This window comes from Haloferax sp. Atlit-10N (assembly GCF_003586325.1).
GTDB lineage: Archaea > Halobacteriota > Halobacteria > Halobacteriales > Haloferacaceae > Haloferax > Haloferax prahovense.
This window is the reverse complement of sequence record NZ_PSYX01000001.1, coordinates 927411-950385: the sequence shown is the minus strand read 5'-3', so window position 1 is coordinate 950385 and position 22975 is coordinate 927411. Positions and strand designations below refer to the sequence as shown.

Sequence of the window (22975 nt, the reverse complement as noted above, 5' to 3'; positions counted from 1 at the left end):
TCTGGTGGCGAAATTGCGCGAGTATGTGGGTATGTGATGCGCGGCTGTGTCTCATTCGATTCGTTCTCTGGTGATAATCTGAAACATATAAATCCGCGGTAGCGGGCAACATCCTCGGGCAGTCGGCCGGGTTACGTCAGGTCGCTCCACGCGCCCCAGAAGCGCTGGACGGCGGTGAGATGGCCGACGACGGCGAAGAACACGAGCAGCCAGCCGACGAGCGTGAACCCGCCGAGCGTGCCGGTGTAGACGGCGGACGCGAGGCCGACGAGGCCCATGAGCGCCAGTCGGTCGGCGCGTCCGACGAGGCCGCCGTAGGCGCGTCCGAGGCCGACCGCCTGAATCTGCGTGCCGAGATAGGAGGTCATGAGGACGCCCGTGACGGCGGCGAGGCCCAGCGCGAACGAGTCGATACCGGCGGCGAGGCCGACGAGGACGACGATGTCGGCGTAGCGGTCGAGCACGTGGTCCAGCAGGTCGCCGGCCTTCGAGGAGACGCCCTGCTCGCGGGCGAGCGCGCCGTCGACGAGGTCGAGCCAGCCGTTACAGAAGACGAACACCGCGCCGAGGCCGTACCAAAGCGGGTCGGCGAGGCCGAAGGCGACGCCGGCGGCGACGGCGAACCCGAAGGCGACGACGCTCACGCCGTTCGGCGAGAGGCCGGCGGCGTCGGCGACCGAGACGAACGGGGCGAGCAACTTGTCGGCGGTGTCGCGGTACTGGTCCAGCGTCATAGGTAGTCGATGAAGTCGACGGTCCCCGCCGAGGGTTCGCGCTCGCCCGCGACGACCGCCGCGATGTCGTCTGCGACGGCGTCGGGGTCGCGCTCGGTCGTGTCGATTTCGTACACGGAGTCCTCGCCGTGGAACTCGACGGCCTCGCCGAGAATCACGTCCAGCGCCTCGGACTCGCGGTTCTCGCGCGCCTTCGTCTCGGCTTCGCCGCGGTCGAGGAGGCGCTGTTCGAGGATGTCGGGGCGACACCGAAGCACGACCACGCGGTCAGCCTCGAAGTGGTGTGCGAGGTGGCTCTCGACGAGTCCGTCCCAGTCGCCGAGTTCGTCGCGGGCGGCGTCGAGGTCGACGACGAGCGTGTCGCGCTCCTCGTCGCGTTCGCTCCAGAGACCCTCGTCCTTCACGAGTCGGTTGAGGTGGACCACGTCGAGGTCGAGGTCGTCGGCGACGCGCTCGGTGGCGGTGGTCTTGCCGGTGCCGGGCGTGCCGGTGACGACGACTCTCACGCCGTCGGCACCTCCGAGACGATTCGGTTGAGCACGTCCACGGCGCGCTTCGTCTGGGCCTCGGTGCCGCAGGAGACGCGGATGCACTCCGGGAGACCGAAACTCCCGCAGTCGCGGACGATGACGCCCTCGCGCTGGGCCGCCTCGGTGACGGCGGTCGCGTCGCCGACCTCGACGAGGACGAAGTTGCCCTCGCTTTCCCACGTCGGCGCGTCGAGGTGCTCGCGGAGGTACTCGCGGGACCACCGTGCCGACTCGACGGATTTCTCGACGTGTTCCTCGTCGTCGAGCGCGGCGAGCGCGGCGCGGCAGGCGACCTCGCTGGCGGCGAACGGCGTGTTCACGCGGGCGTAGGCGTCGGCCCACGCCTCGGGCACGCAGGCGTAGCCGATGCGGAGGCCGGCAAGCCCGTACGCCTTCGAGAACGTCCGCAGGACCGCGACGTTGTCGTACTCCGAGAGCAGGTCGATGGCCGAGGGCACGTCGGCGAACTCGCCGTAGGCCTCGTCGACGACGAGGAGCGTGTGGTCCTCGACGGACTCGGCGAGTTCGACGAGTTCGTCCCGGGGGAGCACGGAGCCAGTCGGGTTGTGCGGCGTCGTGAGGTAGACCATGCGCTCGCCGTCGTAGGCGTCGAGGACGAGGTCGGCGGTCTGCTCGAAGTCGTCGCCCTTCGACACCTCGTACTGGACGGCGTCGCCGTGGTGGTATCGGGCGCTCATCGAGTAGTACGAAAAGCCGGGCGACGGTTCGAGAATCCGGTCGTCCGGTTCGAGCATCGCGCGGGTCAGGTAGTCGATAGAGCCGTCCGCGCCGGGCGACACCCACACCTGTTCGGCTTCGAGGCCCCACTTGTCGGCGAGGCGCTCGGTCAGGTCCGTGTGGGCGGTCTTCGGGTAGACGCTCACGGTCGGCGCGGCGTCCTCGATGGCGGCGACCGCCTTCGGACTCGGGCCGTGGGGGTTCTCGTTCGAGGAGAGTTTCGTCAGGTCCTCGGGGTCCATTCCGAGTTCGCGGGCGACCTCCTCTGTCCCGCGGCCGGGTACGTAGGGAGCGTGCGCGGAGAGGTCCCGTGGTTGCATGGTCGGAAAATGCGGGTCGCGGTTCTTAAGCGTGCGTACTCCGGGACGGGAGTGGTGAGACGGGAGCGACGGGATTGGGAGGTCAGGGGACGGTGGTGAGAAGCGCCCCCGACGGGCACTACCCGAGTTGCGCCCGAAGCGACTCGGCGAGTCGAAGCGAGAGCGCCGCGATGGTGAGCGTCGGGTTCATCGCCCCGCCGGTCGGGAAGACGCTCGACCCCGAAATCCAGAGGTTGTCGAGGTCGTGCGCGCGACACTCGGCGTCGACGACGCTCGATTCGGGGTCGTCGCCCATCCGCGTCGTCCCCATGTGGTGGTACGCGGGGCCAGTTTCGTCCGGGCCGACGGTCCAGCGGTCCTCGACGCCGAGTTCGTCAAGCACGCGCGCCTGAATCTCGTTGGCCCGCGAGAGCGCGGCCTCCGTTTGTTCATCGACGGACCAGTGTATCTCGGGGACGGGGTCGCCGAGGTCGTCGGTCGTCTCCCGGTCGAGGCCGACGTAGTTGTCCTCGCGGGGGAGCTGTTCGACCAGCGCGCCCATGGACACGTGCGTGCCGTAGCTCTCGTCCAACTGGTCGAGCAGGTCGTCGCCCCACGTGTCGGCGTGGAGGGCGTCGATGACCGGCGACGGCCCGGCGTAGTTGAGAAACTCCAGTTTGAGGCCGTTGACCGGGTCGGCATCGTCGTAGAACTGGTGGCACTCGCTGGTGTTGAAGCCGACGTGGTTCTGACGCGTGGGGCGGTCGAGGCGGCCGCCCATCCCGGCGAACAGGTGGTCCATGAAGTACCGACCGACCGCACCCGAGGAGTTGGCGAGGCCGTCGGGGTAGCGGTCGGAGTCGGACAGCAACAGCAGTCTGACGTTCTCGACGCCGCCGCAGGCGAGGACGAACTGGGTCGCCTCCTGTCTGTGGGTCTCGCCGTCGGGGGTCGTGTAGGCGGCCGCGACGACGCGCTCGCCGACCGCGTCGTGTTCGAGCCGTCGGACCCGCGCCCGGTCGATGACCCGCGCGCCCGCGGCCTCGGCCTTCTCGACGTGGGACTCGGCGGTGTACTTCGCGCCGGAGGGACACACCGGCTTGCACGTCCCGTAGCCGACGCAGGGCGACCGGTCGTCGTAGGGCTCGGAGTTGCGGGCGTTGCCCACCGAGTGCATGTCGATGCCGAGGCGCTCGCAGGCCTCGGCGAAGATGGAGTCCGAGTGCGACGGCCGGAAGGCCGGAAGCGGATAGGGCTCGTCCCGCGGCGGCGCGTAGGGGTTGTCGGCCGCGCCCGCGACGCCGAACTCGCGCTCCGCGGCGGCGTAGTACGGCCGGAGGTCGTCGTAGCCGACGGGCCAGTCGGCCCCGACGCCGTGTCTGGTGTCGAGTTCGAAGTCGCGCTCGTGGAGGCGCATCACCATCCCCTGCCAGTGGAGCGTCGACCCGCCGACGCCCTTCACGCGGGCGGCGTTCAGCGGGTAGAACGACTCGCCGGTGGAGGAAAACGCGTCCCGCGGGCCGCCCATCTCCCACGGGCCGTCGAGGCCGGGGCGGACGTGCTGTTCCAGTTGCTCCCGCCTGTCGCCGTCGAACCGCGGCCCGGCTTCGAGGACGACGACCGTCGCGCCCGACTCGGCGAGCCGATGGGCCACGAGACCGCCGGCGGGGCCGGCACCGACGATACACACGTCGGCGTCGGCGACGGGTGTCCTATCCATCGGTCTCGCCCCCGGAGTCGGTGGTCTCGGACCCGTCCATCGTTGCCCGCCGGTAGCTCCCGGCCCCGCCGGGGTGGCCGATTGGGTTCTCGATGCCGACGAGGCGGCCGCCGGTCGGCGAGGCGTAGAACGCGTAGAGCAGTTCGTTCACGACGTGAAACCGGAGGCGCTCGGAGAGCGTGCCGTCCGGAATCGGGTCGGCCGCGTCGACGCCGAGTTCGCGGAGCAGGCGGTCGCGGTCGGCCGCGGGGAGGTCGCCGAAGGCCGCGCCCTCCCAGTCGCGGGCGACGTCGTCCAACTCGGTCGCGGCATCGGCCATCGCGGCCCGACGCGAGTCGTCTCGCGCGCGCCCGACGACGTAGGCCTCGACGAACTCCGAGACGCCCTCGGCCGCGCTCGGGTAGACGACCTCGGCCGCGGCGGCCATCGTGTCGCGCACCGCGGTCGGCGGGGTGTCGTCGCCGCCCGATCCGTCCTCACCAGTCGACCCGCCTTCCTTGCCGGTCGAATCGGCGGTCGGCGGGTCGAACTGTGTCAGCGACACGGCCCCGCCGGTGACGCCGAGACCGGCGAGCACGGCCAGCGCGTCCCGTCGAGTCAGTCGCATTCGGCGGGAATTAGGCCAGCCTAATTATAGGGTTTGTCCTCTCGTCCCACGCGGTCGAGGACGACGGCGACGACGCCGAACGTGACGACGACGGGGACGACCGCGACGAACATATCGAATCGCGCACCGAGGTTGTGCGCGAGGACGAGCGCCTGCACGTACGCGAGGAACGTCGCCAGTATCGTATCGAAGACGGGCGGAACGCTGGTTCCGCGTCCCGTCGCTCCCGCGAGTCGGGTGACGGCGAGCGCGCCGACGCCGACTACCGGGATGAGAAGCACGCCGAGCGGGGCGGCGACGAACGAGTCGGCCTCGCCGCCGGTTCCGAAGTGAACCGCGACCGAGGAGGGGAGTACGGGAAGGAGCGCGACGCCCGCGACGGCGCTGAGCGCGAGCATCGCGACGCCGACGAGTGTCAACCGGGGAACACGCATACGGTCGGGTCGTGGCTCGACGATGAAAAAACGGACCGTCGGTCGGGGTCAGTCCTGTCTGACGCGGTGTTCGAGGACGCCGACGCCCTCGACTTCGACCTCGACGCGGTCGCCGTCTTCCAGCGGGCCGACGCCCTCGGGCGTGCCGGTCGAGATGACGTCGCCGGCTTCGAGCGTCATGTAGGACGTGATTTCGGCGACGAGGTCGGGAATCGAGAAGATGAGGTGTTCGATGCTGGAGTCCTGTCGCGTCTCGCCGTTCACGCGGAGCGAGATGCTCGCGTCCTCGGGGAGGTGGTCGGGGTCGGCGAGGGCCGGCCCGAGGGGCGCGGAGCCGTCGAACGCCTTCCCGCGGACCCAGTTCGTCTCGATATCCTGGTCGTCGCGGTTCGACACGTCGTTCATGACCGTGTAGCCTGCGATGACCGCCTCGGCGTCCTCGGGCGCGACGTTTCGGCACTGCTTGCCGATGACGACGGCGAGTTCGGCCTCGTGTTCGACGTTCTCCTTGCCCGCGGGGAGCGTCACGGTGTCGCCGTGGCCGGCGACCGCGTTCGGCGGCTTGAGGAACAAAAGCGGCCGGTCGGGAACCTCCTCGTCGCGCTCCTCGGCGTGCTTGGCGTAGTTGCGGCCGATGCAGACGATTTTCGACGGCTCGCACGGCGGGAGCACGTCGACCTCGTCGAGGTCGTAGTTCTCGCCGCCGAAGGAGACCGAATCGCCGTGCCACTCGCCGGTTCGAACCGCGCCCGCGGGGTCGCGGAATCGGACGTGATGCATGCCCCACGCGTCGGCGGGGGGCGTGATAGGCTTTTACATCGCGCGAGTCTCTCGGTGACGTGGGACATTCTTGCACGATTCTCATCGCTTTTGTGGCCCTGGGGTGACGGACGTGTATCGGCCGTCCCGGACAGTTCGTTCGAGTGGACTCGGGCGGCCGATTCTGCTGTCGAATTCGAGACGAGAGCGGCGGGACCGTCTCCTCGAACGTCGCCGGAACTCCCGGAACATCGCTACGAACCCCCGACGAGCGCGCCCGCCGAAAAGCGGTCACACCGCCCCCTGCGAATAGCTTTTTGTGTATTTCGCGTGTAACGTTCGGGTGCTATGGAACTCACCTGGCACGGTCACTCGACGTGGTACGTCACGGTCGGAGACACCTCGCTTCTCATCGACCCGTTCTTCGACAACCCCGCCACGTCTCTCGACCCGAGCGACGTGGAGACGCCGGACTACGTGCTTCTCACTCACGGGCACGCGGACCACATCGCCCACGCAGGCGAGTTCGACGGCGCGACGGTCGTCGGCACGCCCGAACTCACCGGCTACGTCGAAGCCGAGATGGGCGTCGACGACACCATCGGCATGAACATCGGCGGGACGGTCGAACTCGGCGACGCGTTCGTCACGATGGTCCGCGCCGACCACACCAACGGCATCAACACCGGCTACGAGCACGAGGCCGGTATGCCCGGCGGCTACATGATCAGCGATACGCTGCCGACACAGGAGTTCGACGCCGACTCCACGACGTTCTACCACGCCGGCGACACGGGACTCATGACCGACATGCGCGAGATTTTCGGCGCGTACTTCGAACCCGACGCGGCCGCGCTCCCGGTCGGCGACCACTACACGATGGGCCCGTGGCAGGGCGCTGTCGCCGCCGACTGGCTCGGCGTCGACCACGTCTTCCCGATGCACTACAACACGTTCCCGGCCATCGAAATCGACGTGCGCGACTTCGAGCGCGAGGTGAAGGCCGCCGGCAGTCAGGCCGAGGTCCACGCCCTCGACGGCGACGAGTCGTTCACGCTCCACTAACCCCTCGCCTCGCTCGGCGACGGCCCGTCTCGGGTCGTCGCTTGTGCACACCGTTGTCCTATTGAGGAACTTTTAGGGTCGGTCGCTCCGTTCCTCGGAACGAATGTCCGACATCCAGACCTCTACTGTCAGCGAAGAAGGTTTCGCATGCACGAGCCAGGTCGGCGACTTCGACCTCCAGATCGACGCGACCGACGAGACGGGCCCGAACCCGAACGCCGCGCTCGTCGCGACGTACGCCTCCTGTTTCCTCCCCGCGTTCCGCGTCGGCGGTCAGAAGACGGGCTTCGACGACCTCGGTAAGGTCCAGATCGACGCCGACGCCGACCTCGACGACGGCGACGACCTCGAGCGCATCAGCTTCGACGTCTACGTGGAGTCCGACCTCGCGGACGACGAGTTCGACGAAATCGCGGAACTCGCCGAGGACATCTGCCACGTCCACGACGCGCTCCGCGGCGAACTGCAGGCCGACGTGACCGTCGTCGGCGACGCGTTCTAAGCGTCGCTCGCCGCTCGGGCCGATACGCATTCTTTTCGCAGAAATCGAACCCGCCAGCGACGGGTGTCGCGGCGGACTCGGAGACGCCCCGCCGGGTCAGTAGCGTCGCTTCTTATAGCTTCGAAGACTCATAGCCTCTCCTTCCACGATGATAACCTCGCGGTCTTGGGGGTCCGATTCGACGACGTCGTCGACCTGTTCGCGGAAGTATGGGCTGTTCGGCTCTTCCATACCACTCCCTTCGTCGCACCTAATAAAAATCTTTGTCAGACATTCTCACGCGTGATACCGCGTGAGCGCCGCGGCCAATCAGTCGTCAGCGGCCGCGGCGGCCGGTTCGTGGCTGATTTCGGTGCCGAGCACGTCGAGGAACGCCGCCAACCACTCGGGGTGGTCCGGCCACGCCTGCCCGGTGACGAGGTTGCCGTCGACGGTCACCTCGTCGACCCACGAACAGCCCGCGCGCTCGACTTCCGCGCGAACGGCCGGGTAGGCGGTCATCTCGTAGCCGTCGAGGACGCCCGCGGCGGCGAGAATCTGCGGGCCATGGCAGATTGCGGCGACCGGCTTCCCCTCGTCGAAGAAGTGCCGGACGGCGTCGAGCACCTCGTCGTAGCCGCGGAGGTACTCGGGGGCGCGCCCGCCGGGGACGACGAGCGCGTCGTAGTCCGCGGGGTCGATATCGGCGAACGTCGCGTTCAGCGCGAAGTCGTGGCCGCGGGTCTCCAGATACGTCTGGTCGCCGCGGAAGTCGTGGACGGCGGTCTTACACCGGTCGCCGTCCTCCTTTTCGGGACACACCGCGTGGACCTCGTGACCCACCATCTGCAGCGCCTGGAACGGTACCATAATCTCGTAGTCCTCGACGAAGTCGCCGGCGAGGAGCAGAATCTTCTTTCCGGACATGGGCATCACCCACGCGGTAGTTGTCGCGTCAGAACGATAATGATTGTGTAGGTGGAGATGGCGGCGGCTCGGGAGTCGAGGTCTGGCCGCGAGAGCGACTGAAGCCGGTTATTTCGAGACGATGCGCCCGATATCGCCGAGGCCGTCGAGGACGTAGTCGGGGTCGTACTCACTTGCCGCGAGCACCGCGTCGTCGGTCACGCCGGTTCGGACGAGTGCGGTTCCCATGCCCGCGTCGATGCCGAACGCGATGTCGGTGTCGAGGCGGTCGCCGACGATAAGGACTTCCTCGGGCGGCAGGCCCAACTTGTCGAGGACGTACTCCTGTGCGACCCGCGAGGGCTTGCCGAGAATCGCGTCGGGGTCGCGCTCGGCGACGCCCGCGACGGCGTTGATAATCGCGCCCGACCCGGGGATGTCGCCGTCCGCGGTCGGGATGATAACGTCGGGGTCGGTGCCGTAGAAGGCGGCCCCGGACCGGAGCGCGCTGTTGGCGTCGCGGAGGTCGTCGTAGTCGAACTCGCGGTCGATGGCGACGACGACGACCTCGGGGTCGTCGCCGGCACGGACGAGTTCGAGGCCGGCGTCACGGAGTTGGTCGCGGAAGCCCGCCTCGCCGATACAGAACGTCCGCGCGCCGGGATGTCTGTCGGCGAGGTACACCGTCGTCGTCGTGCCGGAGGTGACGACCTCGTCGGCGGTCGCGTCGATGCCGGCCCGGCGGAGTCGCGCCTCGTAGGCGACGGGGGCCTTCGTCGGGTTGTTCGAGACGAACAGTCGGTCGAGTCCGGCGGCGTCGACGGCGGCGAGTCCGTCGAGCGCGCCGGGTATCGCTTCGTCGCCGCGGACGACCGTTCCGTCAACGTCGAAAACCACGCCTCGGTAGTCCATCGTCCTCGGTAGGGAGGCGGGACTGTTGAACGTTCGCCCGAGAGAACTATTATGTTCATTGGTGACATATGTCGTCATATGGGTGTCTCTTCGAAGCGGTTGGTCGGGTGGCTGCGCGGGCCGGCGACCGGCAACAGCGCCATGGGCGTTTACGGGCTCGTGACGGCGATGGTCGCGCTGTTTTTGACCTACTCCATCGTGGCCACGTTTTCCGTCGTCGTCCCGCTGTTGTCGACGACGGCAATCGTCCTCACGGCGCTCGTCGTGTGGGTGCTGACGTGGGCGGTCCTCGACGTGGTCGCCAGCCGGACGATTCGCGAGTCGTCGGCCTGAGGGGCTCTCTCCCTCACCATCGCGCGCCTCGTCGCCGTCAACGAGCGCGGCGTGGCGCGCTCGCGTCGGCGGTGAGCGCGCCGCGAGCGTCGGGTGCGTCGGGTTCGACGTAGCGGCGGAACCGTCACAGAACCAAAGACCAATATGCGCGTCGCCCTACTCGTCTACCGTGACGAACACGCAGCTGACACTCGTCCAAATCGACAACTACGGGCCGTGGACGGTCACCCCGGACCCGCGGCGGGAGATGGACCTCCAGACGCTCCAGTCGCGGCTCTTCGCCGACTTGGCCCAGTTCGTCGGCTCTCGCGACGGGTACGCGTTTTTCACCCGGTTCGACAACATGGTCGCGGTCACGAACGGGCTCGACCGCGACGACCACGAACTGCTGCAGGAATCTATCGGAAATCGCTATCCCGTAACGCTCAGTCTCGGTGTCGGCGTCGACCGCTCACCCGCGGTCGCACTCGAACGCGCCACCGACCGCATCCAGCGCGCCGGAAGCGCACAGGACGGCGACCGCCGCGAGGTGCTCTCCGGGGAGACGCTCCCCGAGGCCGACCGCTCGGCGACCGACCTCCAAATCGCGCACTTCGACGTGAACGACGCGACGGGCAAGTACACCGACCGCCTCAACGAGTTCGACACGTTCATCCACATCGAACAGGGTTACGCGTCGCTCATGCGCTATCTGCGTGAGGAACACGGCGCGCTGTCGTTCTTCGTCGGCGGCGACAACATCATCTCGGTCACGCCCGACCTCACCGAAGACCAGTACCGCGCCGCCATCGACCACGTCGAGGCCGAGGCGGACGTGGAACTCAAAGTCGGCGTCGGCACGGCGTCGAACGCCCACGAGGCCGGCTTCGCGGCGAAGCACGCGCTCGAAGACTGCCGCCACCGCGGCACGACCGTCGAGTTCGCCGACGCCGCGGTCGAGACTGCAGACGACTGAACGATGGAGGGTCGCGCGGTCTACTTCGTGGCCCCCGAACGCGTCGAGGTCCGCGACCGCGACGTTCCCGCCCCCGGACCGGAGGAGGTCCGCGTCCGAACCCTGACCTCCGCCGTGAGCTCCGGGACCGAGCGACTCGTCTACCGCGGCGAGGCCCCGACCGACCTCGCCGCCGACGAGTCCATCGCGGCGCTCGAGGGCGATCTCTCGTTTCCGCTCCGCTACGGCTACGCCGCCGTCGGAGAAATCGAGGCCGTCGGCGACGACGTGCCCGACTCGCGGCTCGGAAGCCGCGTCTTCGCGTTCAACCCTCACGAGAGCCGATTTCTGGCGTCTCCCTCGGAACTCATCTCCGTCCCCGACGACGTGACCGACGAGCGCGCCGCGCTCCTGCCGACGATGGAGACCGCGCTCAACTTCGTGATGGACGGTCGGCCGCTCATCGGCGAACACGTCGTCGTCTTCGGACAGGGCGTCGTCGGCCTCGTGACCACCGCGCTCCTCGCGCAGTTCCCGCTCGGGAGCCTGACCGCGGTCGACTGCGTGGCCGAGCGCAGGGCAATCGCCGAGGGACTCGGCGCGGACGAGGTGGTTCACCCCGAATCGCTGGACGCGCCAGCCGACGGGGCCGACCTGACGCTCGAACTCTCGGGCGACCCCGACGCGCTCGACGACGCCCTGTCGGTGACGCGGTACGACGGTCGGGTCGTCGTCGGGTCGTGGTACGGCACCAAGCCCGCCACGCTCGACCTCGGCGGGCGGTTCCACCGCTCGCGAATCAGCGTCGAGAGCAGTCAGGTCAGCACCATCGACCCCGACCTCCGGGGGCGCTGGGACGCCGACCGCCGCTTTTCCTTGGCGTGGGACCACCTCGAAGACCTCCCGCTGGACCCGCTCGTGACCCACCGAATCGACGTCGAGTCCGCCGAACGCGCCTACCGACTCCTCGAAGACGCCCCCGACGAGGCCGTCCAAATCCTCTTTACCTACCGGAACGCTTGACAGTTCATGTACCGCGTCTCGGTTCGCAGGGACCTCATCGCCCAGCACTACCTGACGGTTCCGAACCCCGGACCAGAGGGTGAGCTCCACTCCCACGCATTCACCGTCGAGGTCGAGCTGTCGGGACCGGAACTCGACGAGTACGGCTATCTCGTCGACATCGACGACGTGAAGGCCGCGTTGGACGCGACGCTGTCTCGCTACCGCGACGAGACGATGAACGAACTCGTCGAGTTCGCCGGGCAGAACCCGAGCGTCGAGCGGTTCGCCCGCGAGGTGTGCGAACAGTTCGTCGAGGCGGCGTCACTCGAGGCGCCCCAACACGTCTCCGTTCGCATCTGGGAGGACGACACCGCGAGCGCGACCTACGAGACCCCGCTCTGACGTGCGGGTCGGAATCGTCGTCTACGGCCCGCTCGACGACCGCTCAGGCGGCTATCGCTACGACCTAGAACTCGTCGATGGGCTCCGCGCCGCCGGCGACGACGTGACCGTCGTCTCACTCCCCGAGCGGTCGTACCGAAAGCGACTCCGAGACAACGTCACCGCCGCGCGTCGCCTCCGCGGCCTCGACGTGGACGTGCTCTTGCAAGACGAACTGTGTCACCCCTCGCTCGCCGGCGCGAACGCCGCGCTCGACGACGACATCCCGGTCGTCTCGGTCGTCCACCACCTCAACTCGCTGGAGCAGTTCCGGGCGTGGCGACGACACGCCAGGCGCGCCGTCGAGACTCGGTATCTCCGCTCCGCGGACGCGTTCGTGTTCAACAGCGAGACGACGAAGGGGACGGTCGCGGCCGTCACCGACCCCGAACCGAGCGTCGTGGCGCGCCCGGCCGGCGACCGTTTTTCGTCGTTCGGCGCGCCCCTCGGTGACGACGAGATACGGACCCGCGCCACCGACGGGCCACTCCGGGCCGTCACGGTCTGTAACCTCGAACCGCGGAAGAACGTCGACGGCCTGCTCCGCGGCCTCTCCCGCGTCCGCGGCGACTGGGAGCTGACGGTCGTCGGCGCGGCGGTCGACGCCGACTACGCCGACTCGCTTTCGGACCTCGCCGCCGACAGTGGCATCGACGACCGCGTGACCTTCGCGGGCCGGCTGTCGGACGCCGACCTCGCCGCGACGCTCCGGGAGTCCCACCTGTTCGCGCTCCCCTCCCACTACGAGGGGTTCGGCATCGCGGCGGTCGAGGCGATGGGGTTCGGCCTGCCGGCGCTCGTCTCGTCGGCCGGCGGCGCGAGCGAACTCGTCACCCACCGACAGGACGGCTTCGTCGTTGACCCGACCGATTCGGCCGAAATCACCGACGCCGTGGCTCCGTTGTGTCGGAACCGTCGGCGACTGCTGTCGCTCTCGCTTTCGGCCCGCGACCGCTTTCTCGCACACCCGACGTGGGACGAGACGGCGGCGGAGATTCGCTCCTTTCTGTTAGACCTTGTCGACGGCGACGACGCGGGGTCGCACGGGGCCCACGAGTAGCCGCCGCGGGCGCAGAAACGCACAGTGGGCGCGCTCGGAGGCGACTGGTACGTCTCAGTCGCGGTCGACGCGGACCCACTCTTGGAGCGTGAAGCCTTCGTAGTCGGTTTCGTCGTCGAGTTCCCACTCGTCGTCGTCCCACTCGGGGTAGAACGTGTCGCCCTCGTACTCGCCGGGGACGCGGCTCAGCACCATCCGGTCGAGGTGCGGTTGGAACAGCGCGTAGATGGCGGCCCCGCCGATGACGTAGGCCGTCTCCGCGCCCAGCGACTCCGCGATGTCGACCGCGTCCTCGACGCTCGCCGCGCGGTGAGCGGTGTCGACCGAAAACGACCGCTCGCTTCGGCTCATGACGATTTGGGCGCTCCCCGGCAGGTCGTCGAGCATCGACTCGAACGTCGTCCGACCGAGCACCACCGGGTCGTCGGCGATGCGGGCGCGGTACTGCTCCTTGTCGGCGGGGATGCTCGGCCACGGGAGTTCGCCGTCGCGGCCGATGACGCGGTTCTCGGCGAGCGCGGCGACAGAGACGAGTTCCATCACTCTCACGTCGGGCGCGTGAGAGAAAATCGTTGTGCAGCGCCGGCGTCGCCCCGGGTCCGTCCCGGCGTCGTCGGACCTTCGACGACCAACGGACCGACGCTCAGCCGCTCCGGTCGACGATTCGCCGACAGTCCTCGATGAACTGGAGGAGGTCCGTCCCGGCGTCGGTCCCGATGCTGATGATGATTCGCTCCGCCTCGGAGAAGGGAAACTGCAGGACGAACGCGTTTTCGTAGTAGTGGACGACAGCGCGGCGCTCGCCGATGGGATGGGTGTCGATTCCGGGGGTCGAAAACGGCGTCTCGACGCGGAGGTCGGAGACGACTTCAGTCAACGTCCCTTTCGTGTATCGCTCCGAGAGGTCGTCGCGGAGATACTCCAGTTCGTACCCGTCGTCGTCGGCGATGACCACCGTCCGGAGTCCGTCGCCGATGCGCCTGTTCAGATATTCGGCGAGTCGCCGCGCTGTGTCCCGTACCATACCGCGCCGTCGCTCCAAGCGCCTATAGTTCATCGGTATCTTTGTGGTATCGACACCGAACCGAACGCCAATCGTTTTCAAACGAGCGACAACAACTGCGGGGCATGGAGAAGCAGCCGCGGGACCTCCGGCGCGACGGCGCGTTAGTCCTCATCGGACTCGCGGGGTTGGTCGCGCTTCAGGTGTTGGTTCCCACGGACTCGGTCACGGGCGTCGCCGAGATATTTCGGGGAGGTCTCTTCGGCGGGTCCGTTTCGGTGATGGCGGCGGGCGTCTTCCGCGTGCCCGACGAGCAGGCGGTTCGGTTGACGGCCGCGGTGGCCGCGGGGTTCGCGCTGGGCTCCTTGTCGTTTCTACTGTGAGGGCGGCTTCGTGGCTCTCGTGGAACCTGTGTTGACTGGACCACCGAGCTGTTAATCCTTCTCCGTCGGCAGCGCTCTTTTCTGGTGGAGAATCGCTCACGGAGAACGCACCTCCCGAGTGGGAGAGAACCCATGCGAGAGCGCCGCTGCTCCTTGTTAAAACCCTGCGTTAGAATTAAGGTTAGAGTGGGGCCGGAGGGATTTGAACCCCCGATCGACTGATATCTCCGGTGGGCACCTCGGAACTCCAGAGGGTCGTCAACACGACCGATGATCAGTCGGCCGCTCAGTATATCAGCTGGAGTGTCGTCCCGGGCGCCAAGCCTCTGGAGTCAGTCGCCATGCCGGGCTTGGCCACAGCCCCGATTCGTGCTGTCTGCACTCTCTCGTATGGCGATTTTTCTTAAAGGGGTTTCGATTCTACTCGTCGCGGTCGTCGTCGGCCCAGTCGCACTCCTGGCACTTGTAGGCCGTCACGAACTCCGTCACGCTCGGCATGTAGCCCACCTGGATGACGTTCTCGCCGCACTCCGGGCAGTCGAAGTCGGCGTCCTGAATCGGCTCGGCGTCCATCGGGCGCTCGCCCTCGACGAGTTCGGCGAGCGTCTCGGGCGTGACCATCCGTCCTTGTACGACGCGGTTGCTCATACCCGTGCAACCGTCCCGAAGTAAGTAAGCCCTCCGCCAGCGGTTGGAGTCCACGTCGCCGCGGGCGTCCGCGCGGCCGCACCCCGGTCCGGTTCACGGCATCGCAACCGTCACGGTCCGGGTGCGCGGGCCGTCGCACTCCACGAGGAGGACGGACTGCCATCGGCCGAGGTCGAGGCCGCCGTCGGCGACCGGTATCGAGACGCCGTTGCCGACGAGGAGCGCCCGGAGGTGCGAGTCGGCGTTGCCGTCGAGTTCGTCGTGGTCCCAGCCGTCGTCGGGGACCGCCTCGGCGAGCATCGACTCGATATCACCAAGCAGTCGCGGTTCGGCCTCGTTGACGCAGACGCCGGCGGTGGTGTGTTTCGAGAAAACCGTACAGACGCCGTCGTAACTCGCGGGCACCGCGTCGGCGACTTCGTCCGTTACGTCGATGACCTGAAGCCGGCGCTCGGTTCGAACGTCGAAGGTCCGTCGCATGCGACGGGGTTCGTCGGCCGGGAGAAAAAGTCGCCCGGCGGACTACAGCCAGGGCGCGCGGGACTCCTCTTCGCCGGGGTAGCCGTACCCCGGTTCGGAGTCGTCGTCGGTCTCGTCCGCGTTGTCGACCAACGCCTCGTAGTCCTCTGACGACTCGACGTCGTCGCCGCCGTCTGCGACCGGCCCGGCCGCGGCCGCGCCGTTCGCGTTCGGCGTGGCCGATTCGGAGTCGGACGCGTCGTCGACGAACTCGTCGAGGTCCGCACCGTCGGAGCCGGGGTCGAACGCGAACAGCGCGGTGACGCCGAGGACGCCGAGAGCGACGGGGGCCTGCGTCGGCATCAGGCCGAGCACGTCGAGCGCCAGCATGCCGAGGGCGACCGAGCTACCGAAGCGGAAGAGGTCGATGTCGACGTTGCCGCGGAGCCGCGGGGCGAACAGCGCGATGGCACCGGCGAAGCCGACGCCCGTGCCGGCCGCCGCGCCGGCGCTGAGCAGGCGCATCGGGTCGGGGTTGACGATGAGTTCGAACCCGGCGGGATTGAAGCTCGCAACGAGGCCGAGACCGATGATGATGCTCGGCGACGGGAGATACTCGCCGACCTTCGAGGAGGCCGTCTTCGCCGCCACGGCCAGGATGACGAGGCCGGCGAAGCGGCGGAACACCTCGAAGTTCAGGAGCGTCTCGATGGTCTCCGCGACGGCGGCCTCGGCGACCGCGACCGGGATGAGCAACGCGCCGAGCAGGAGGATGGACGTGAGCTGTTCGCGGCGCGTGCCGTCCATCTCGGCGAGGATGACCGCGACCGTCGCCGACCCACCGAAGATGAGCAGGCCGGTCTGGAGGATGCCTGCGACGGTCGTCAGCGCCCCCGCGATGATGAGCGCGGGGAAGATGCCGTCGACGAGGGGAAGCCCCATGACGGTTGCGAGCAGACGGGTGGCACCCCCTACCTGTTGCTCGAGGCGAAGGGCGACCGGGTGGCGTGAGACACTCATTCGATGTTACTGGCCTTCACCATGGCCCAAGCGGCGATACGAACGCAATTCGGACAGGGGCGTGCTGGCGCTCTGCACGCGAAGCCCATTTCGTCCGAAATTGAACTCCTGTTTAAATGTCTGCCACATCGATGTAAAGAGAATGCCGGAGTCGGAGGTCGTTTGACCGGCAATGCGCGATGCGGCGGGACACGTGGAGTCCATACAAGATTACATTAGGACAGGAGTATTAAACGTTGTGTGGGATACGACCGCATGGACCATAGGCATCTCTGCCCACCTTATAAAAAGGACTGAAGATTCGTCGGATATAGATTGATATCTCGAAGATACTGTGGTACAAGTTCATGAATATGGTGATTATTCACGATGGTCTTGTGATTCGGTACACCGTGACGAGGGGACGAACACCCCGAGCAGTCGCGGCCGCGGCGTCCGTCGCTCGCGGGTCTCGTCGCGTGTTCTGGTGGTCGTCTCAGTCCGCCGGCGATGTGAAGAATACTCATGAATGTGCATATATCACCGAACTGGTTTGCGATACATCGACACGCCCGTGCTATCTCGCAACCCTTTTGTCGTCGCCGCAACCACGCTTGATATGGCGAACGACGTTCCTGACCGAGAACCCTTCACCGAGAAGCTACGGGTACCCGAATCCCTCACATTCGACGACGTGCTGCTCCGCCCGATGGAGAGCCGCGTCGAACCCGACGACGCCGACGTGTCGACGCGCGTCTCGAAGAACGTCGAACTCAACATTCCCATCCTCTCCGCGGCGATGGACACCGTCACCGAGAGCGGGATGGCTATCGGGATGGCCCGCGAGGGAGGTCTCGGCGTGCTCCACCGCAACATGAACGCCGAGCAGATGGTCCGCGAAATCGAGCGCGTCAAGCGCGCCGACGAACTCGTCATCCGCCGCGAAGACGTGGTCACGGCCAACCCCGGCCAGACCATCAGCGAGGTCGACGAGATGATGGAGCGCGCCGGCGTCTCGGGCGCGCCCGTCGTCGACGACGACGACGTGGTCCTCGGCATCATCTCCGGCACCGACATCCGCCCGTACCTCGAAGTCGGCGAGTCCGACGAGGTCGGCGAGGCCATGACTGACGAGGTCATCACGGCCGAGCGCGAGGTCACCGCCCGCGACGCGCTCGAACTCATGTACGACCACAAGATTGAGCGCGTCCCCATCGTCGACGACAACAGCCGCCTCGTCGGCCTCGTCACGATGCAGGGCATCCTCCAGCGACGCGAACACGAGAACGCCGCCCGCGACGACGACGGTCGCCTCGTCTGCGGCGTCGCCGTCGGTCCGTTCGACGACGAGCGCGCGCAGATGGCCGACGACGCCGGCGTCGACGTCATCTTCATCGACTGCGCCCACGCGCACAACCTCAACGTCATCGACACCGCCCGCGAAATCAAGGAGTCCGTCGAGGCGGACGTCGTCGTCGGGAACGTCGGCACGCGCGAGGCCGCGGCCGAACTCGTCGACTTCGCGGACGGAATCAAGGTCGGCATCGGACCCGGTTCCATCTGTACGACCCGCGTCGTCTCCGGTTCCGGCATGCCCCAGATTTCGGCCGTCGCGGAGGTTGCCGACGTCGCCGCCGAGTACGATATCCCGGTCATCGCCGACGGCGGCATCCGCTACTCCGGCGACGCCATCAAGGCGGTCGCCGCCGGAGCCGACGCCGTCATGCTCGGTTCCTACTTCGCCGGCACCGACGAGGCCCCCGGCCGCGTCATCACGATGAACGGCAAGAAGTACAAGCAGTACCGCGGCATGGGCTCCGTCGGCGCGATGCAGTCCGGCGGTGCCGACCGCTACCTCAAGGAGGACAACGAGGACGAGGAGTACGTCCCCGAGGGCGTCGAGGCCGCGACGCCGTACAAGGGCTCGCTCGCGTCCGAGCTCCACCAGCTCGTCGGCGGCATGCAGTCCGGCATGGGCTACGTCGGCGCCGAGACCATTCCCGAGGTCAAAGAGCGCGCCCGCTTCGTCCGCGTCTCCGCCGCCGGCCAGACCGAAGGCCACCCCCACGACGTGATGATTACCGACGAAGCGCCGAACTACAGCCCGAGCGAGTAACGCGCTCTCCCGCTCCCCGGTTTCGTCGCGCCCGAATCATTCCCCGACGTGCCCCGTTTTGCCGGTCGCCGCTCCGCTGTTCTTTCTCTCGCCGCACGCTTCGACGTCGTCTGCGGCCACTTCCTGTCACGCGGACGAGACGAAGACATGGGATAATTAATACGGATGTATGTCGTGCCTCTACAAGCGATGGATACCGCGGAGCTACGGACCGCACTTCGGAACGCCGGGTTGTCACAGTATCAAGCGGAGGCTTACGTCGCGCTTCTGCAACTCGGCGCGGCGAGTGCGACCGAACTCGCCGACGCCTGCGCCGTACCGACTGCCCGTATCTACGATGTTCTCCGCGACCTTGAGGCCAAAGGCTACATCGAGACCTACGAACAGGACAGTTTGCACGCGCGGGCGTGCGACCCAAAGTCGGTGATGGAGGACCTCAAGAGCCGCGCCGTCCAACTCGACGAGGCCGCCTCCGAGATAGAGACGCGCTGGCAGCAGCCCGCGGTCGACCGACACATGCTGAGCATCGTCAAGCGCTTCGAGACGGTGTTCAACCGAGCAGAGGAGATGATTCGGGAGGCGGACGGCGAGGTGCAACTGTCCGTCACCCCTGAGCAGTTCGACGAACTCAAGCCGGCGCTCTCGGAGGCGTACGAGAACGGCGCGCTGGTGAAGGTCGTGTTGCATCCCGAACGGACCGACGAACTCGAACCGCTCGCAGAACAGGAGTACGACGGGGTCGCCACGGAGGTCAGACACCGCACCCTCCCGACGCCGTTCGTCGCTATCGTGGACCGGACGGGCGCGTGCTTCGCGCCGCACGACAGCTCCATGAACCAGTACGGCGTCCTCGTCGACGACTACACGCTGGCGTACGTCTTCCACTGGTACTTCCAGACGGCGCTGTGGGAGGTCTGGGAAGTCGTCTACGACGCACAGACGGACGAACCTCCGTTCGTGTATTCAGACATCAGACATTTCGTGCAGGACACGGAGCCGCTCATCCGCGACGGGAAACGTATCATCACCCACATCAAGGGCTACGAGACCGACAAGCGCGACCCGATAGAGTTCACCGGCGAAGTAACCGACGTGTACTACACGGCGGTCTCCGCGCCGACCGACACGCTGTCGTTTTCCGAACTCGCGGGACAGGTCTGTCTGACCGTCGAGACCGACGAGGGGACCTACACCGTCGGCGGGTGGGGCGCGGTCTTGGAGGATGTCGAGGCGAACCGAATCACCGTCGAGGAGATCTCAGAGACATCTGACAGGTGAAATCTGTTCGATTCGCCGGAATGTATAACAACTCCGGGGGGCAATTAGTGCGCACAAGCGCAGTTTCGGACGGCGTTAGACAAGAGGTATTTTGATATACCACTGCACGACATTGAGTTTCGTGAGCGTCCCCGGAACACCCCTACACTACCAATGAGCGCAGAACAGCCACTGGTGCTCATCGTTGAAGATGAGCCTGACCTCGCCGATCTGTACGCAACCTGGCTTAGGAACGACTACAGCGTTCGTGTCGCCTACGGCGGCCGCGAAGCGCTCGATAAGCTCGACGACGAGGTTGACGTTGTTCTCCTCGACCGTCGAATGCCCGACCTCTCGGGCGACGAAGCGCTCTCGGAGATTCGGGACCGTGGCTTCGAGTGCCGCGTCGCGATGGTGACCGCGGTCGAGCCCGACTTCGATATCATCGCCATGGGCTTCGACGACTACCTCGTCAAGCCCGTCTCGCGCGAAGCGCTGACTGACACCGTCTCTAACCTCATCCTGCGAAACGCTTACGACGTAGGGATTCAGGACCTGTTTTCCCTCGCGTCGAAGAAGGCGCTCTTAGAGTCCGAAAAGGACGAAGCGGCGCTCGAAGAAAACGAAGAGTATCAACAGCTCACCGCCCGGTTGACCGAACTCCGGCGCGAACTCGACGAGACGCTCGGCCAACTCGACGAGACCGAGGGAATCTCCGCAGTCTACCGAGACATCGGCGGCGAAGTCGACATCGACAGCTCCTAATCGGGTGCGGGCGTTCCGGTCGCCGACCCCTTTCACCTCTCTTTCCCGCTTTCGCGCGCCTACAGCGCCGTTTGCGACCTCGACGATTACTTGCGACACGTGTTCACTTAATTAAGTTATTTTCATATCAGATATACACGAAAAATTATATTTCGCGCTCGCTCCTTGGGGTAAGTGCACATGTCCGACGACAGCAACCAGATGGTCGCGTACCTCCGTCAGAACCCCCGCATGATGGGCGTCCTGTTCACGCTCACGCTCCTGCTCTCACAGGCGGGAAGCGTGGCAGCCGGCAACACCGGAGTCATCTACGGCCCGTAATCACGAGAGGAATTCGCAGTCCCAGTAGACCGTATCGTCGTAGACGACCGGAATCTGTTCTAACGCGAGGAAGTTTCGAAGCTCCGCCTCCGTGAGCCTGATGTCGGAGAGGCCCTGCGAGGAGAGATAGTATTCGTTCGTCTCGGGTAGGGCGGGAATGATAAGCGACCCGGGCCCGCATCGAGACGTTGGATACGAGTTGTACGAGAGACTGTACTCGTCGTCTGACAGCTGTGCGACCTCACAGAGTACGGCGACACCACTTTCGGTCTGAACGACCGATAGCCCTCCGTCCCCGACCACGCCGTACTGGTGGGCGATGTCGCTGTCGGTTCGGACCACGTCGAGGGACGCCTGCAGCGGGAATCCCCCGTTAAGCAGTCGGGCCAGCGTGCGCCCCACGCCGACCGCCTGACTGTTGATGACCTCGCTGAACGTGACGATGCCGCCGATAGCGCCGGCCTCGACGAGCGCGAGCCCCTGGTCGTACGACTGGCAGGCGTTGAGGAAGAACGCCCCCGTCCCGACGTGGTCGAGCGTCTCGGCGTCGACCCTGCCGTCGCGACACTGGAAGCCGTCGTCGTCGATGTGGCCGATGTAGTGGAGGAAGTCCGTCGGCTCGGCGAGTATCTCTCGAAGCTCCGCCCGGCTGAGGTCGTAGTGGGCGTCGACGTCGAACGACAGCCCGTCGCGCGAGCCGTAGACGTCGTCGACGATGTCCGTTTCTGCGAGCATCTCGGGGTCGTTGCAGACGACCGTGATACCGATGTCCCCCTGCGTCGGCTTGCGCTGAAGCCGGTTCCGGTAGGCGGCGGGAGTGGTCTTGCTCGCGCCGACCGGCGTTCCGTCGCTTATCCACGCCTGCTCGACCGAGTCGGTCGAACTGGGCTTGACGTACGTCTCGTTCGGGGTCGTCGCGCCCGCGCTCCTGACGATGTCGTCGCGGAGGAAATCGTTGACGACGGCGGCTTGCACCTCCGAGTGGGGGACTTCGGTCCCCGTCGGCGTTCTGACGACCGCGAGGTCGTTCGTGATGAACGGCAGGAGTTCGATGTTGTCGGTCTGCGGCGCGACGTGCGTCGTCAGCTTCCACTCCGGAACGAGGTCGGCGATGTGCTCGTAGGGTATCTCGAAGTACGCCGAGAGCTGCTCGCCGAGCGACGCGTCGTACAGCCGCTCGACGTCGATGTCCGTCCGCGACTCGACCGTCTGGCGCTCGTGGAGCGGCACGTCGTAGATGCCCTCCGTCCGAACGACGCAGTCGAGGAAGAACGTCCGTTTGAGTGCTCGCGCGACCGACTCCTCGAATCCGTGGGGGCCGTCGAAGTCGTGGACGAACCCGTCTTCGGCGACGAGTCGGGGGGCGTCACCGGGGACGAGCCTCGCGCCGAGATAGTACGCCAGCGGCGTCGCCACGAAGATGTGACTCAGCGTCGGCGGGAGTTCGATTCGGACGCCGGTCTCGGGGACGTGAATCCCCTCCGGGATGTCGAGTTCGTCGCCCAACTCGAGAAGCGGCGGGTGACCTCGGAGCGTGGGGTACGACCGCTCGACGCTCGTGGTCTTGAGCGCGGAGCTGAACGCCGAGACGGCCTCCATCACGTCCAGCGGGTCGTCGGTCGTCGTGACCGTCGTCGCGGGGCTCTCGTGCGACGACCGCGCACCGACGTACACCGTCTGCGGCTCCTCGAACGAGAGGACGGTTTCGAGCGGCTTCGCGTCGACGGTCAGCGGTCCCTCGACTCGGAGGTACGTCTTGACCGCACCGAAGAGTTCGATGCTGTAGGTTGCCGCGTCGAGTTCCTCGTGTCCCTGCTGGTCGACCTGCGCGAGCATCGACCCCGCCTCGTCGCGGACGCAGACGACCGTGTTCGCCGCCAACCCGATACGGTCGGTCTCGATGCGGACCGCCGCGTCCGTCGGGAGCGAGAACCGACGCCGGTCGGCCGGTTCGGGCGCGACAGGCGACGGCGTGCGAAGCATGAACTGGTGGCGTTCGACGTTATCCCGAACGACCAACCCCGCGCCTTCCGAAGGGAGCGAAAAGCCGACTTCCAGCGTGGAAG

29 protein-coding genes and 1 tRNA gene are annotated in these 22975 nt (G+C 66.8%); 12 read left to right on the top strand and 18 right to left on the bottom strand.

From position 1 onward, the window contains the following. Window positions 1-131: 131 nt before the first annotated feature. The 7 genes from C5B91_RS04980 to C5B91_RS04950 form a co-directional block, all read right to left on the bottom strand. Window positions 132-734 carry a CDP-alcohol phosphatidyltransferase family protein gene (locus C5B91_RS04980; protein WP_049968396.1) on the bottom strand — a complete coding sequence of 201 codons (603 nt, stop codon included), beginning with the start codon at window positions 732-734 and terminating at the stop codon, window positions 132-134. Then, entirely contained in the window at window positions 731-1240 is a 510-nt protein-coding gene (locus tag C5B91_RS04975; RefSeq protein WP_115819172.1) for an adenylate kinase family protein, read from the bottom strand. Before C5B91_RS04975 ends, C5B91_RS04980 begins: the two co-directional genes overlap by 4 nt. Continuing rightward, entirely contained in the window at window positions 1237-2322 is a 1086-nt protein-coding gene (hisC, locus tag C5B91_RS04970; RefSeq protein ID WP_008093044.1) for a histidinol-phosphate transaminase, read from the bottom strand. The genes C5B91_RS04975 and hisC overlap by 4 nt, the downstream gene beginning before the upstream one ends. 118 nt (window positions 2323-2440) lie before the next feature. Further along, complete coding sequence (locus C5B91_RS04965) at window positions 2441-4021, bottom strand: GMC family oxidoreductase (protein WP_115819171.1); 1581 nt, start codon at window positions 4019-4021, stop codon at window positions 2441-2443. Continuing rightward, entirely contained in the window at window positions 4014-4628 is a 615-nt protein-coding gene (locus C5B91_RS04960; protein ID WP_115819170.1) for a gluconate 2-dehydrogenase subunit 3 family protein, read from the bottom strand. The genes C5B91_RS04965 and C5B91_RS04960 overlap by 8 nt, the downstream gene beginning before the upstream one ends. Before the next feature lie 20 nt (window positions 4629-4648). After that, the gene (locus C5B91_RS04955) at window positions 4649-5047 is read right to left on the bottom strand and encodes a DUF1648 domain-containing protein (RefSeq protein WP_115819308.1); all 399 of its coding nucleotides are present in this window, start codon (window positions 5045-5047) and stop codon (window positions 4649-4651) included. 63 nt (window positions 5048-5110) lie between these two features. Beyond that, window positions 5111-5842, bottom strand: coding sequence for a fumarylacetoacetate hydrolase family protein (locus C5B91_RS04950; RefSeq protein WP_115819169.1), 732 nt, complete (start codon window positions 5840-5842; stop codon window positions 5111-5113). Between the two features lie 327 nt (window positions 5843-6169). Between C5B91_RS04950 and C5B91_RS04945 the strand changes: the two genes are divergently transcribed. Together C5B91_RS04945 and C5B91_RS04940 are read left to right on the top strand one after the other, a co-directional pair. Continuing rightward, window positions 6170-6886, top strand: coding sequence for a metal-dependent hydrolase (locus C5B91_RS04945; RefSeq protein ID WP_115819168.1), 717 nt, complete (start codon window positions 6170-6172; stop codon window positions 6884-6886). A gap of 103 nt (window positions 6887-6989) precedes the next feature. Continuing rightward, window positions 6990-7388 carry an OsmC family protein gene (locus C5B91_RS04940; protein WP_115819167.1) on the top strand — a complete coding sequence of 133 codons (399 nt, stop codon included), beginning with the start codon at window positions 6990-6992 and terminating at the stop codon, window positions 7386-7388. Window positions 7389-7484: 96 nt separating this feature from the next. Here C5B91_RS04940 and C5B91_RS22950 read toward each other — a convergent pair whose 3' ends face one another. The 3 genes from C5B91_RS22950 to C5B91_RS04930 all read right to left on the bottom strand — a co-directional run bounded on the left by C5B91_RS22950 (window position 7485) and on the right by C5B91_RS04930 (window position 9185). Then, window positions 7485-7619 (bottom strand): hypothetical protein, encoded by a 135-nt coding sequence (locus C5B91_RS22950; protein ID WP_004968055.1) that lies wholly within the window; start codon window positions 7617-7619, stop codon window positions 7485-7487. A 78-nt stretch (window positions 7620-7697) separates the two neighbouring features. Next, on the bottom strand, window positions 7698-8294 hold the full coding sequence (locus C5B91_RS04935; protein WP_004063616.1) for a DJ-1/PfpI family protein: 597 nt from the start codon (window positions 8292-8294) through the stop codon (window positions 7698-7700). A gap of 108 nt (window positions 8295-8402) precedes the next feature. Next, window positions 8403-9185: an HAD-IIA family hydrolase gene (locus tag C5B91_RS04930; RefSeq protein WP_115819166.1), complete on the bottom strand. Its 783-nt coding sequence runs from the start codon at window positions 9183-9185 to the stop codon at window positions 8403-8405. Window positions 9186-9263: 78 nt separating this feature from the next. Here C5B91_RS04930 and C5B91_RS04925 point away from each other — a divergent pair, with 78 nt between their 5' ends. The 5 genes from C5B91_RS04925 to C5B91_RS04905 all read left to right on the top strand — a co-directional run bounded on the left by C5B91_RS04925 (window position 9264) and on the right by C5B91_RS04905 (window position 12958). Then, on the top strand, window positions 9264-9518 hold the full coding sequence (locus tag C5B91_RS04925) for a hypothetical protein (RefSeq protein ID WP_049913415.1): 255 nt from the start codon (window positions 9264-9266) through the stop codon (window positions 9516-9518). A 169-nt stretch (window positions 9519-9687) separates the two neighbouring features. Further along, window positions 9688-10473 carry a GTP cyclohydrolase III gene (locus C5B91_RS04920; RefSeq protein WP_049968389.1) on the top strand — a complete coding sequence of 262 codons (786 nt, stop codon included), beginning with the start codon at window positions 9688-9690 and terminating at the stop codon, window positions 10471-10473. 3 nt (window positions 10474-10476) lie between these two features. Further along, complete coding sequence (locus C5B91_RS04915) at window positions 10477-11475, top strand: zinc-binding dehydrogenase (RefSeq protein WP_008093025.1); 999 nt, start codon at window positions 10477-10479, stop codon at window positions 11473-11475. A gap of 6 nt (window positions 11476-11481) precedes the next feature. Continuing rightward, window positions 11482-11859, top strand: a complete 378-nt coding sequence (locus C5B91_RS04910; RefSeq protein ID WP_008093024.1) for a 6-carboxytetrahydropterin synthase — start codon at window positions 11482-11484, stop codon at window positions 11857-11859. A gap of 1 nt (window position 11860) precedes the next feature. Beyond that, the gene (locus tag C5B91_RS04905; protein ID WP_008093023.1) at window positions 11861-12958 is read left to right on the top strand and encodes a glycosyltransferase family 4 protein; all 1098 of its coding nucleotides are present in this window, start codon (window positions 11861-11863) and stop codon (window positions 12956-12958) included. A gap of 54 nt (window positions 12959-13012) precedes the next feature. On the opposite strand, the gene hdrA is transcribed toward C5B91_RS04905, so the two are convergent. Beyond that, window positions 13013-13498, bottom strand: coding sequence for a dihydrofolate reductase HdrA (gene hdrA, locus C5B91_RS04900; protein WP_008093022.1), 486 nt, complete (start codon window positions 13496-13498; stop codon window positions 13013-13015). Between the two features lie 103 nt (window positions 13499-13601). Then, on the bottom strand, window positions 13602-13982 hold the full coding sequence (locus C5B91_RS04895) for a hypothetical protein (RefSeq protein WP_008093021.1): 381 nt from the start codon (window positions 13980-13982) through the stop codon (window positions 13602-13604). Between the two features lie 104 nt (window positions 13983-14086). On the opposite strand from C5B91_RS04895, the gene C5B91_RS04890 reads away from it, so the two are divergent. Then, complete coding sequence (locus tag C5B91_RS04890) at window positions 14087-14344, top strand: hypothetical protein (protein WP_008093020.1); 258 nt, start codon at window positions 14087-14089, stop codon at window positions 14342-14344. 187 nt (window positions 14345-14531) lie between these two features. On the opposite strand, the gene C5B91_RS22060 is transcribed toward C5B91_RS04890, so the two are convergent. From C5B91_RS22060 to C5B91_RS04870, 5 genes are all read right to left on the bottom strand, one after another. Beyond that, window positions 14532-14708, bottom strand: a tRNA-Trp gene (locus tag C5B91_RS22060). Window positions 14709-14764: 56 nt separating this feature from the next. Further along, complete coding sequence (locus C5B91_RS04885) at window positions 14765-14992, bottom strand: DUF5795 family protein (RefSeq protein ID WP_013035372.1); 228 nt, start codon at window positions 14990-14992, stop codon at window positions 14765-14767. 93 nt (window positions 14993-15085) lie between these two features. Next, window positions 15086-15472: a secondary thiamine-phosphate synthase enzyme YjbQ gene (locus C5B91_RS04880; RefSeq protein WP_049968386.1), complete on the bottom strand. Its 387-nt coding sequence runs from the start codon at window positions 15470-15472 to the stop codon at window positions 15086-15088. 42 nt (window positions 15473-15514) lie between these two features. Then, window positions 15515-16393, bottom strand: coding sequence for a DUF5794 domain-containing protein (locus C5B91_RS04875; protein ID WP_115819165.1), 879 nt, complete (start codon window positions 16391-16393; stop codon window positions 15515-15517). A gap of 84 nt (window positions 16394-16477) precedes the next feature. Then, window positions 16478-16675: a hypothetical protein gene (locus tag C5B91_RS04870; RefSeq protein ID WP_081909200.1), complete on the bottom strand. Its 198-nt coding sequence runs from the start codon at window positions 16673-16675 to the stop codon at window positions 16478-16480. Between the two features lie 394 nt (window positions 16676-17069). On the opposite strand from C5B91_RS04870, the gene guaB reads away from it, so the two are divergent. From guaB to C5B91_RS22310, 4 genes are all read left to right on the top strand, one after another. Next, a complete protein-coding gene (guaB, locus tag C5B91_RS04865; RefSeq protein ID WP_115819164.1) occupies window positions 17070-18566 on the top strand; it encodes an IMP dehydrogenase in 1497 nt (498 codons plus the stop codon). Between the two features lie 189 nt (window positions 18567-18755). Further along, on the top strand, window positions 18756-19844 hold the full coding sequence (locus tag C5B91_RS04860; protein ID WP_049968385.1) for a TrmB family transcriptional regulator: 1089 nt from the start codon (window positions 18756-18758) through the stop codon (window positions 19842-19844). 153 nt (window positions 19845-19997) lie between these two features. Further along, a complete protein-coding gene (locus C5B91_RS04855; protein ID WP_004977278.1) occupies window positions 19998-20588 on the top strand; it encodes a HalX domain-containing protein in 591 nt (196 codons plus the stop codon). 180 nt (window positions 20589-20768) lie between these two features. Next, on the top strand, window positions 20769-20909 hold the full coding sequence (locus C5B91_RS22310) for a hypothetical protein (protein ID WP_008093006.1): 141 nt from the start codon (window positions 20769-20771) through the stop codon (window positions 20907-20909). Here the strand turns inward: C5B91_RS22310 and C5B91_RS04850 are convergent, their stop codons facing one another. Beyond that, window positions 20910-22928, bottom strand: coding sequence for a hypothetical protein (locus tag C5B91_RS04850; RefSeq protein ID WP_008093004.1), 2019 nt, complete (start codon window positions 22926-22928; stop codon window positions 20910-20912). Window positions 22929-22975: the final 47 nt, after the last annotated feature.

What these genes read in the sequence shown, in the direction of transcription:
- C5B91_RS04980 (WP_049968396.1), bottom strand. Translation starts at nt 734, where the DNA reads ATGACGCTGGACCAGTACCGCGACACCGCCGACAAGTTGCTCGCCCCG.
- hisC (WP_008093044.1), bottom strand. Translation starts at nt 2,322, where the DNA reads ATGCAACCACGGGACCTCTCCGCGCACGCTCCCTACGTACCCGGCCGC.
- C5B91_RS04965 (WP_115819171.1), bottom strand. Translation starts at nt 4,021, where the DNA reads ATGGATAGGACACCCGTCGCCGACGCCGACGTGTGTATCGTCGGTGCC.
- C5B91_RS04960 (WP_115819170.1), bottom strand. Translation starts at nt 4,628, where the DNA reads ATGCGACTGACTCGACGGGACGCGCTGGCCGTGCTCGCCGGTCTCGGC.
- C5B91_RS04950 (WP_115819169.1), bottom strand. Translation starts at nt 5,842, where the DNA reads ATGCATCACGTCCGATTCCGCGACCCCGCGGGCGCGGTTCGAACCGGC.
- C5B91_RS04945 (WP_115819168.1), top strand. Translation starts at nt 6,170, where the DNA reads ATGGAACTCACCTGGCACGGTCACTCGACGTGGTACGTCACGGTCGGA.
- C5B91_RS04940 (WP_115819167.1), top strand. Translation starts at nt 6,990, where the DNA reads ATGTCCGACATCCAGACCTCTACTGTCAGCGAAGAAGGTTTCGCATGC.
- C5B91_RS22950 (WP_004968055.1), bottom strand. Translation starts at nt 7,619, where the DNA reads ATGGAAGAGCCGAACAGCCCATACTTCCGCGAACAGGTCGACGACGTC.
- C5B91_RS04935 (WP_004063616.1), bottom strand. Translation starts at nt 8,294, where the DNA reads ATGTCCGGAAAGAAGATTCTGCTCCTCGCCGGCGACTTCGTCGAGGAC.
- C5B91_RS04930 (WP_115819166.1), bottom strand. Translation starts at nt 9,185, where the DNA reads ATGGACTACCGAGGCGTGGTTTTCGACGTTGACGGAACGGTCGTCCGC.
- C5B91_RS04925 (WP_049913415.1), top strand. Translation starts at nt 9,264, where the DNA reads ATGGGTGTCTCTTCGAAGCGGTTGGTCGGGTGGCTGCGCGGGCCGGCG.
- C5B91_RS04915 (WP_008093025.1), top strand. Translation starts at nt 10,477, where the DNA reads ATGGAGGGTCGCGCGGTCTACTTCGTGGCCCCCGAACGCGTCGAGGTC.
- C5B91_RS04910 (WP_008093024.1), top strand. Translation starts at nt 11,482, where the DNA reads ATGTACCGCGTCTCGGTTCGCAGGGACCTCATCGCCCAGCACTACCTG.
- hdrA (WP_008093022.1), bottom strand. Translation starts at nt 13,498, where the DNA reads ATGGAACTCGTCTCTGTCGCCGCGCTCGCCGAGAACCGCGTCATCGGC.
- C5B91_RS04895 (WP_008093021.1), bottom strand. Translation starts at nt 13,982, where the DNA reads ATGGTACGGGACACAGCGCGGCGACTCGCCGAATATCTGAACAGGCGC.
- C5B91_RS04890 (WP_008093020.1), top strand. Translation starts at nt 14,087, where the DNA reads ATGGAGAAGCAGCCGCGGGACCTCCGGCGCGACGGCGCGTTAGTCCTC.
- C5B91_RS04885 (WP_013035372.1), bottom strand. Translation starts at nt 14,992, where the DNA reads ATGAGCAACCGCGTCGTACAAGGACGGATGGTCACGCCCGAGACGCTC.
- C5B91_RS04880 (WP_049968386.1), bottom strand. Translation starts at nt 15,472, where the DNA reads ATGCGACGGACCTTCGACGTTCGAACCGAGCGCCGGCTTCAGGTCATC.
- C5B91_RS04875 (WP_115819165.1), bottom strand. Translation starts at nt 16,393, where the DNA reads ATGGGGCTTCCCCTCGTCGACGGCATCTTCCCCGCGCTCATCATCGCG.
- C5B91_RS04870 (WP_081909200.1), bottom strand. Translation starts at nt 16,675, where the DNA reads ATGGACTCCACGTGTCCCGCCGCATCGCGCATTGCCGGTCAAACGACC.
- guaB (WP_115819164.1), top strand. Translation starts at nt 17,070, where the DNA reads ATGGCGAACGACGTTCCTGACCGAGAACCCTTCACCGAGAAGCTACGG.
- C5B91_RS04860 (WP_049968385.1), top strand. Translation starts at nt 18,756, where the DNA reads ATGGATACCGCGGAGCTACGGACCGCACTTCGGAACGCCGGGTTGTCA.
- C5B91_RS04855 (WP_004977278.1), top strand. Translation starts at nt 19,998, where the DNA reads ATGAGCGCAGAACAGCCACTGGTGCTCATCGTTGAAGATGAGCCTGAC.
- C5B91_RS22310 (WP_008093006.1), top strand. Translation starts at nt 20,769, where the DNA reads ATGTCCGACGACAGCAACCAGATGGTCGCGTACCTCCGTCAGAACCCC.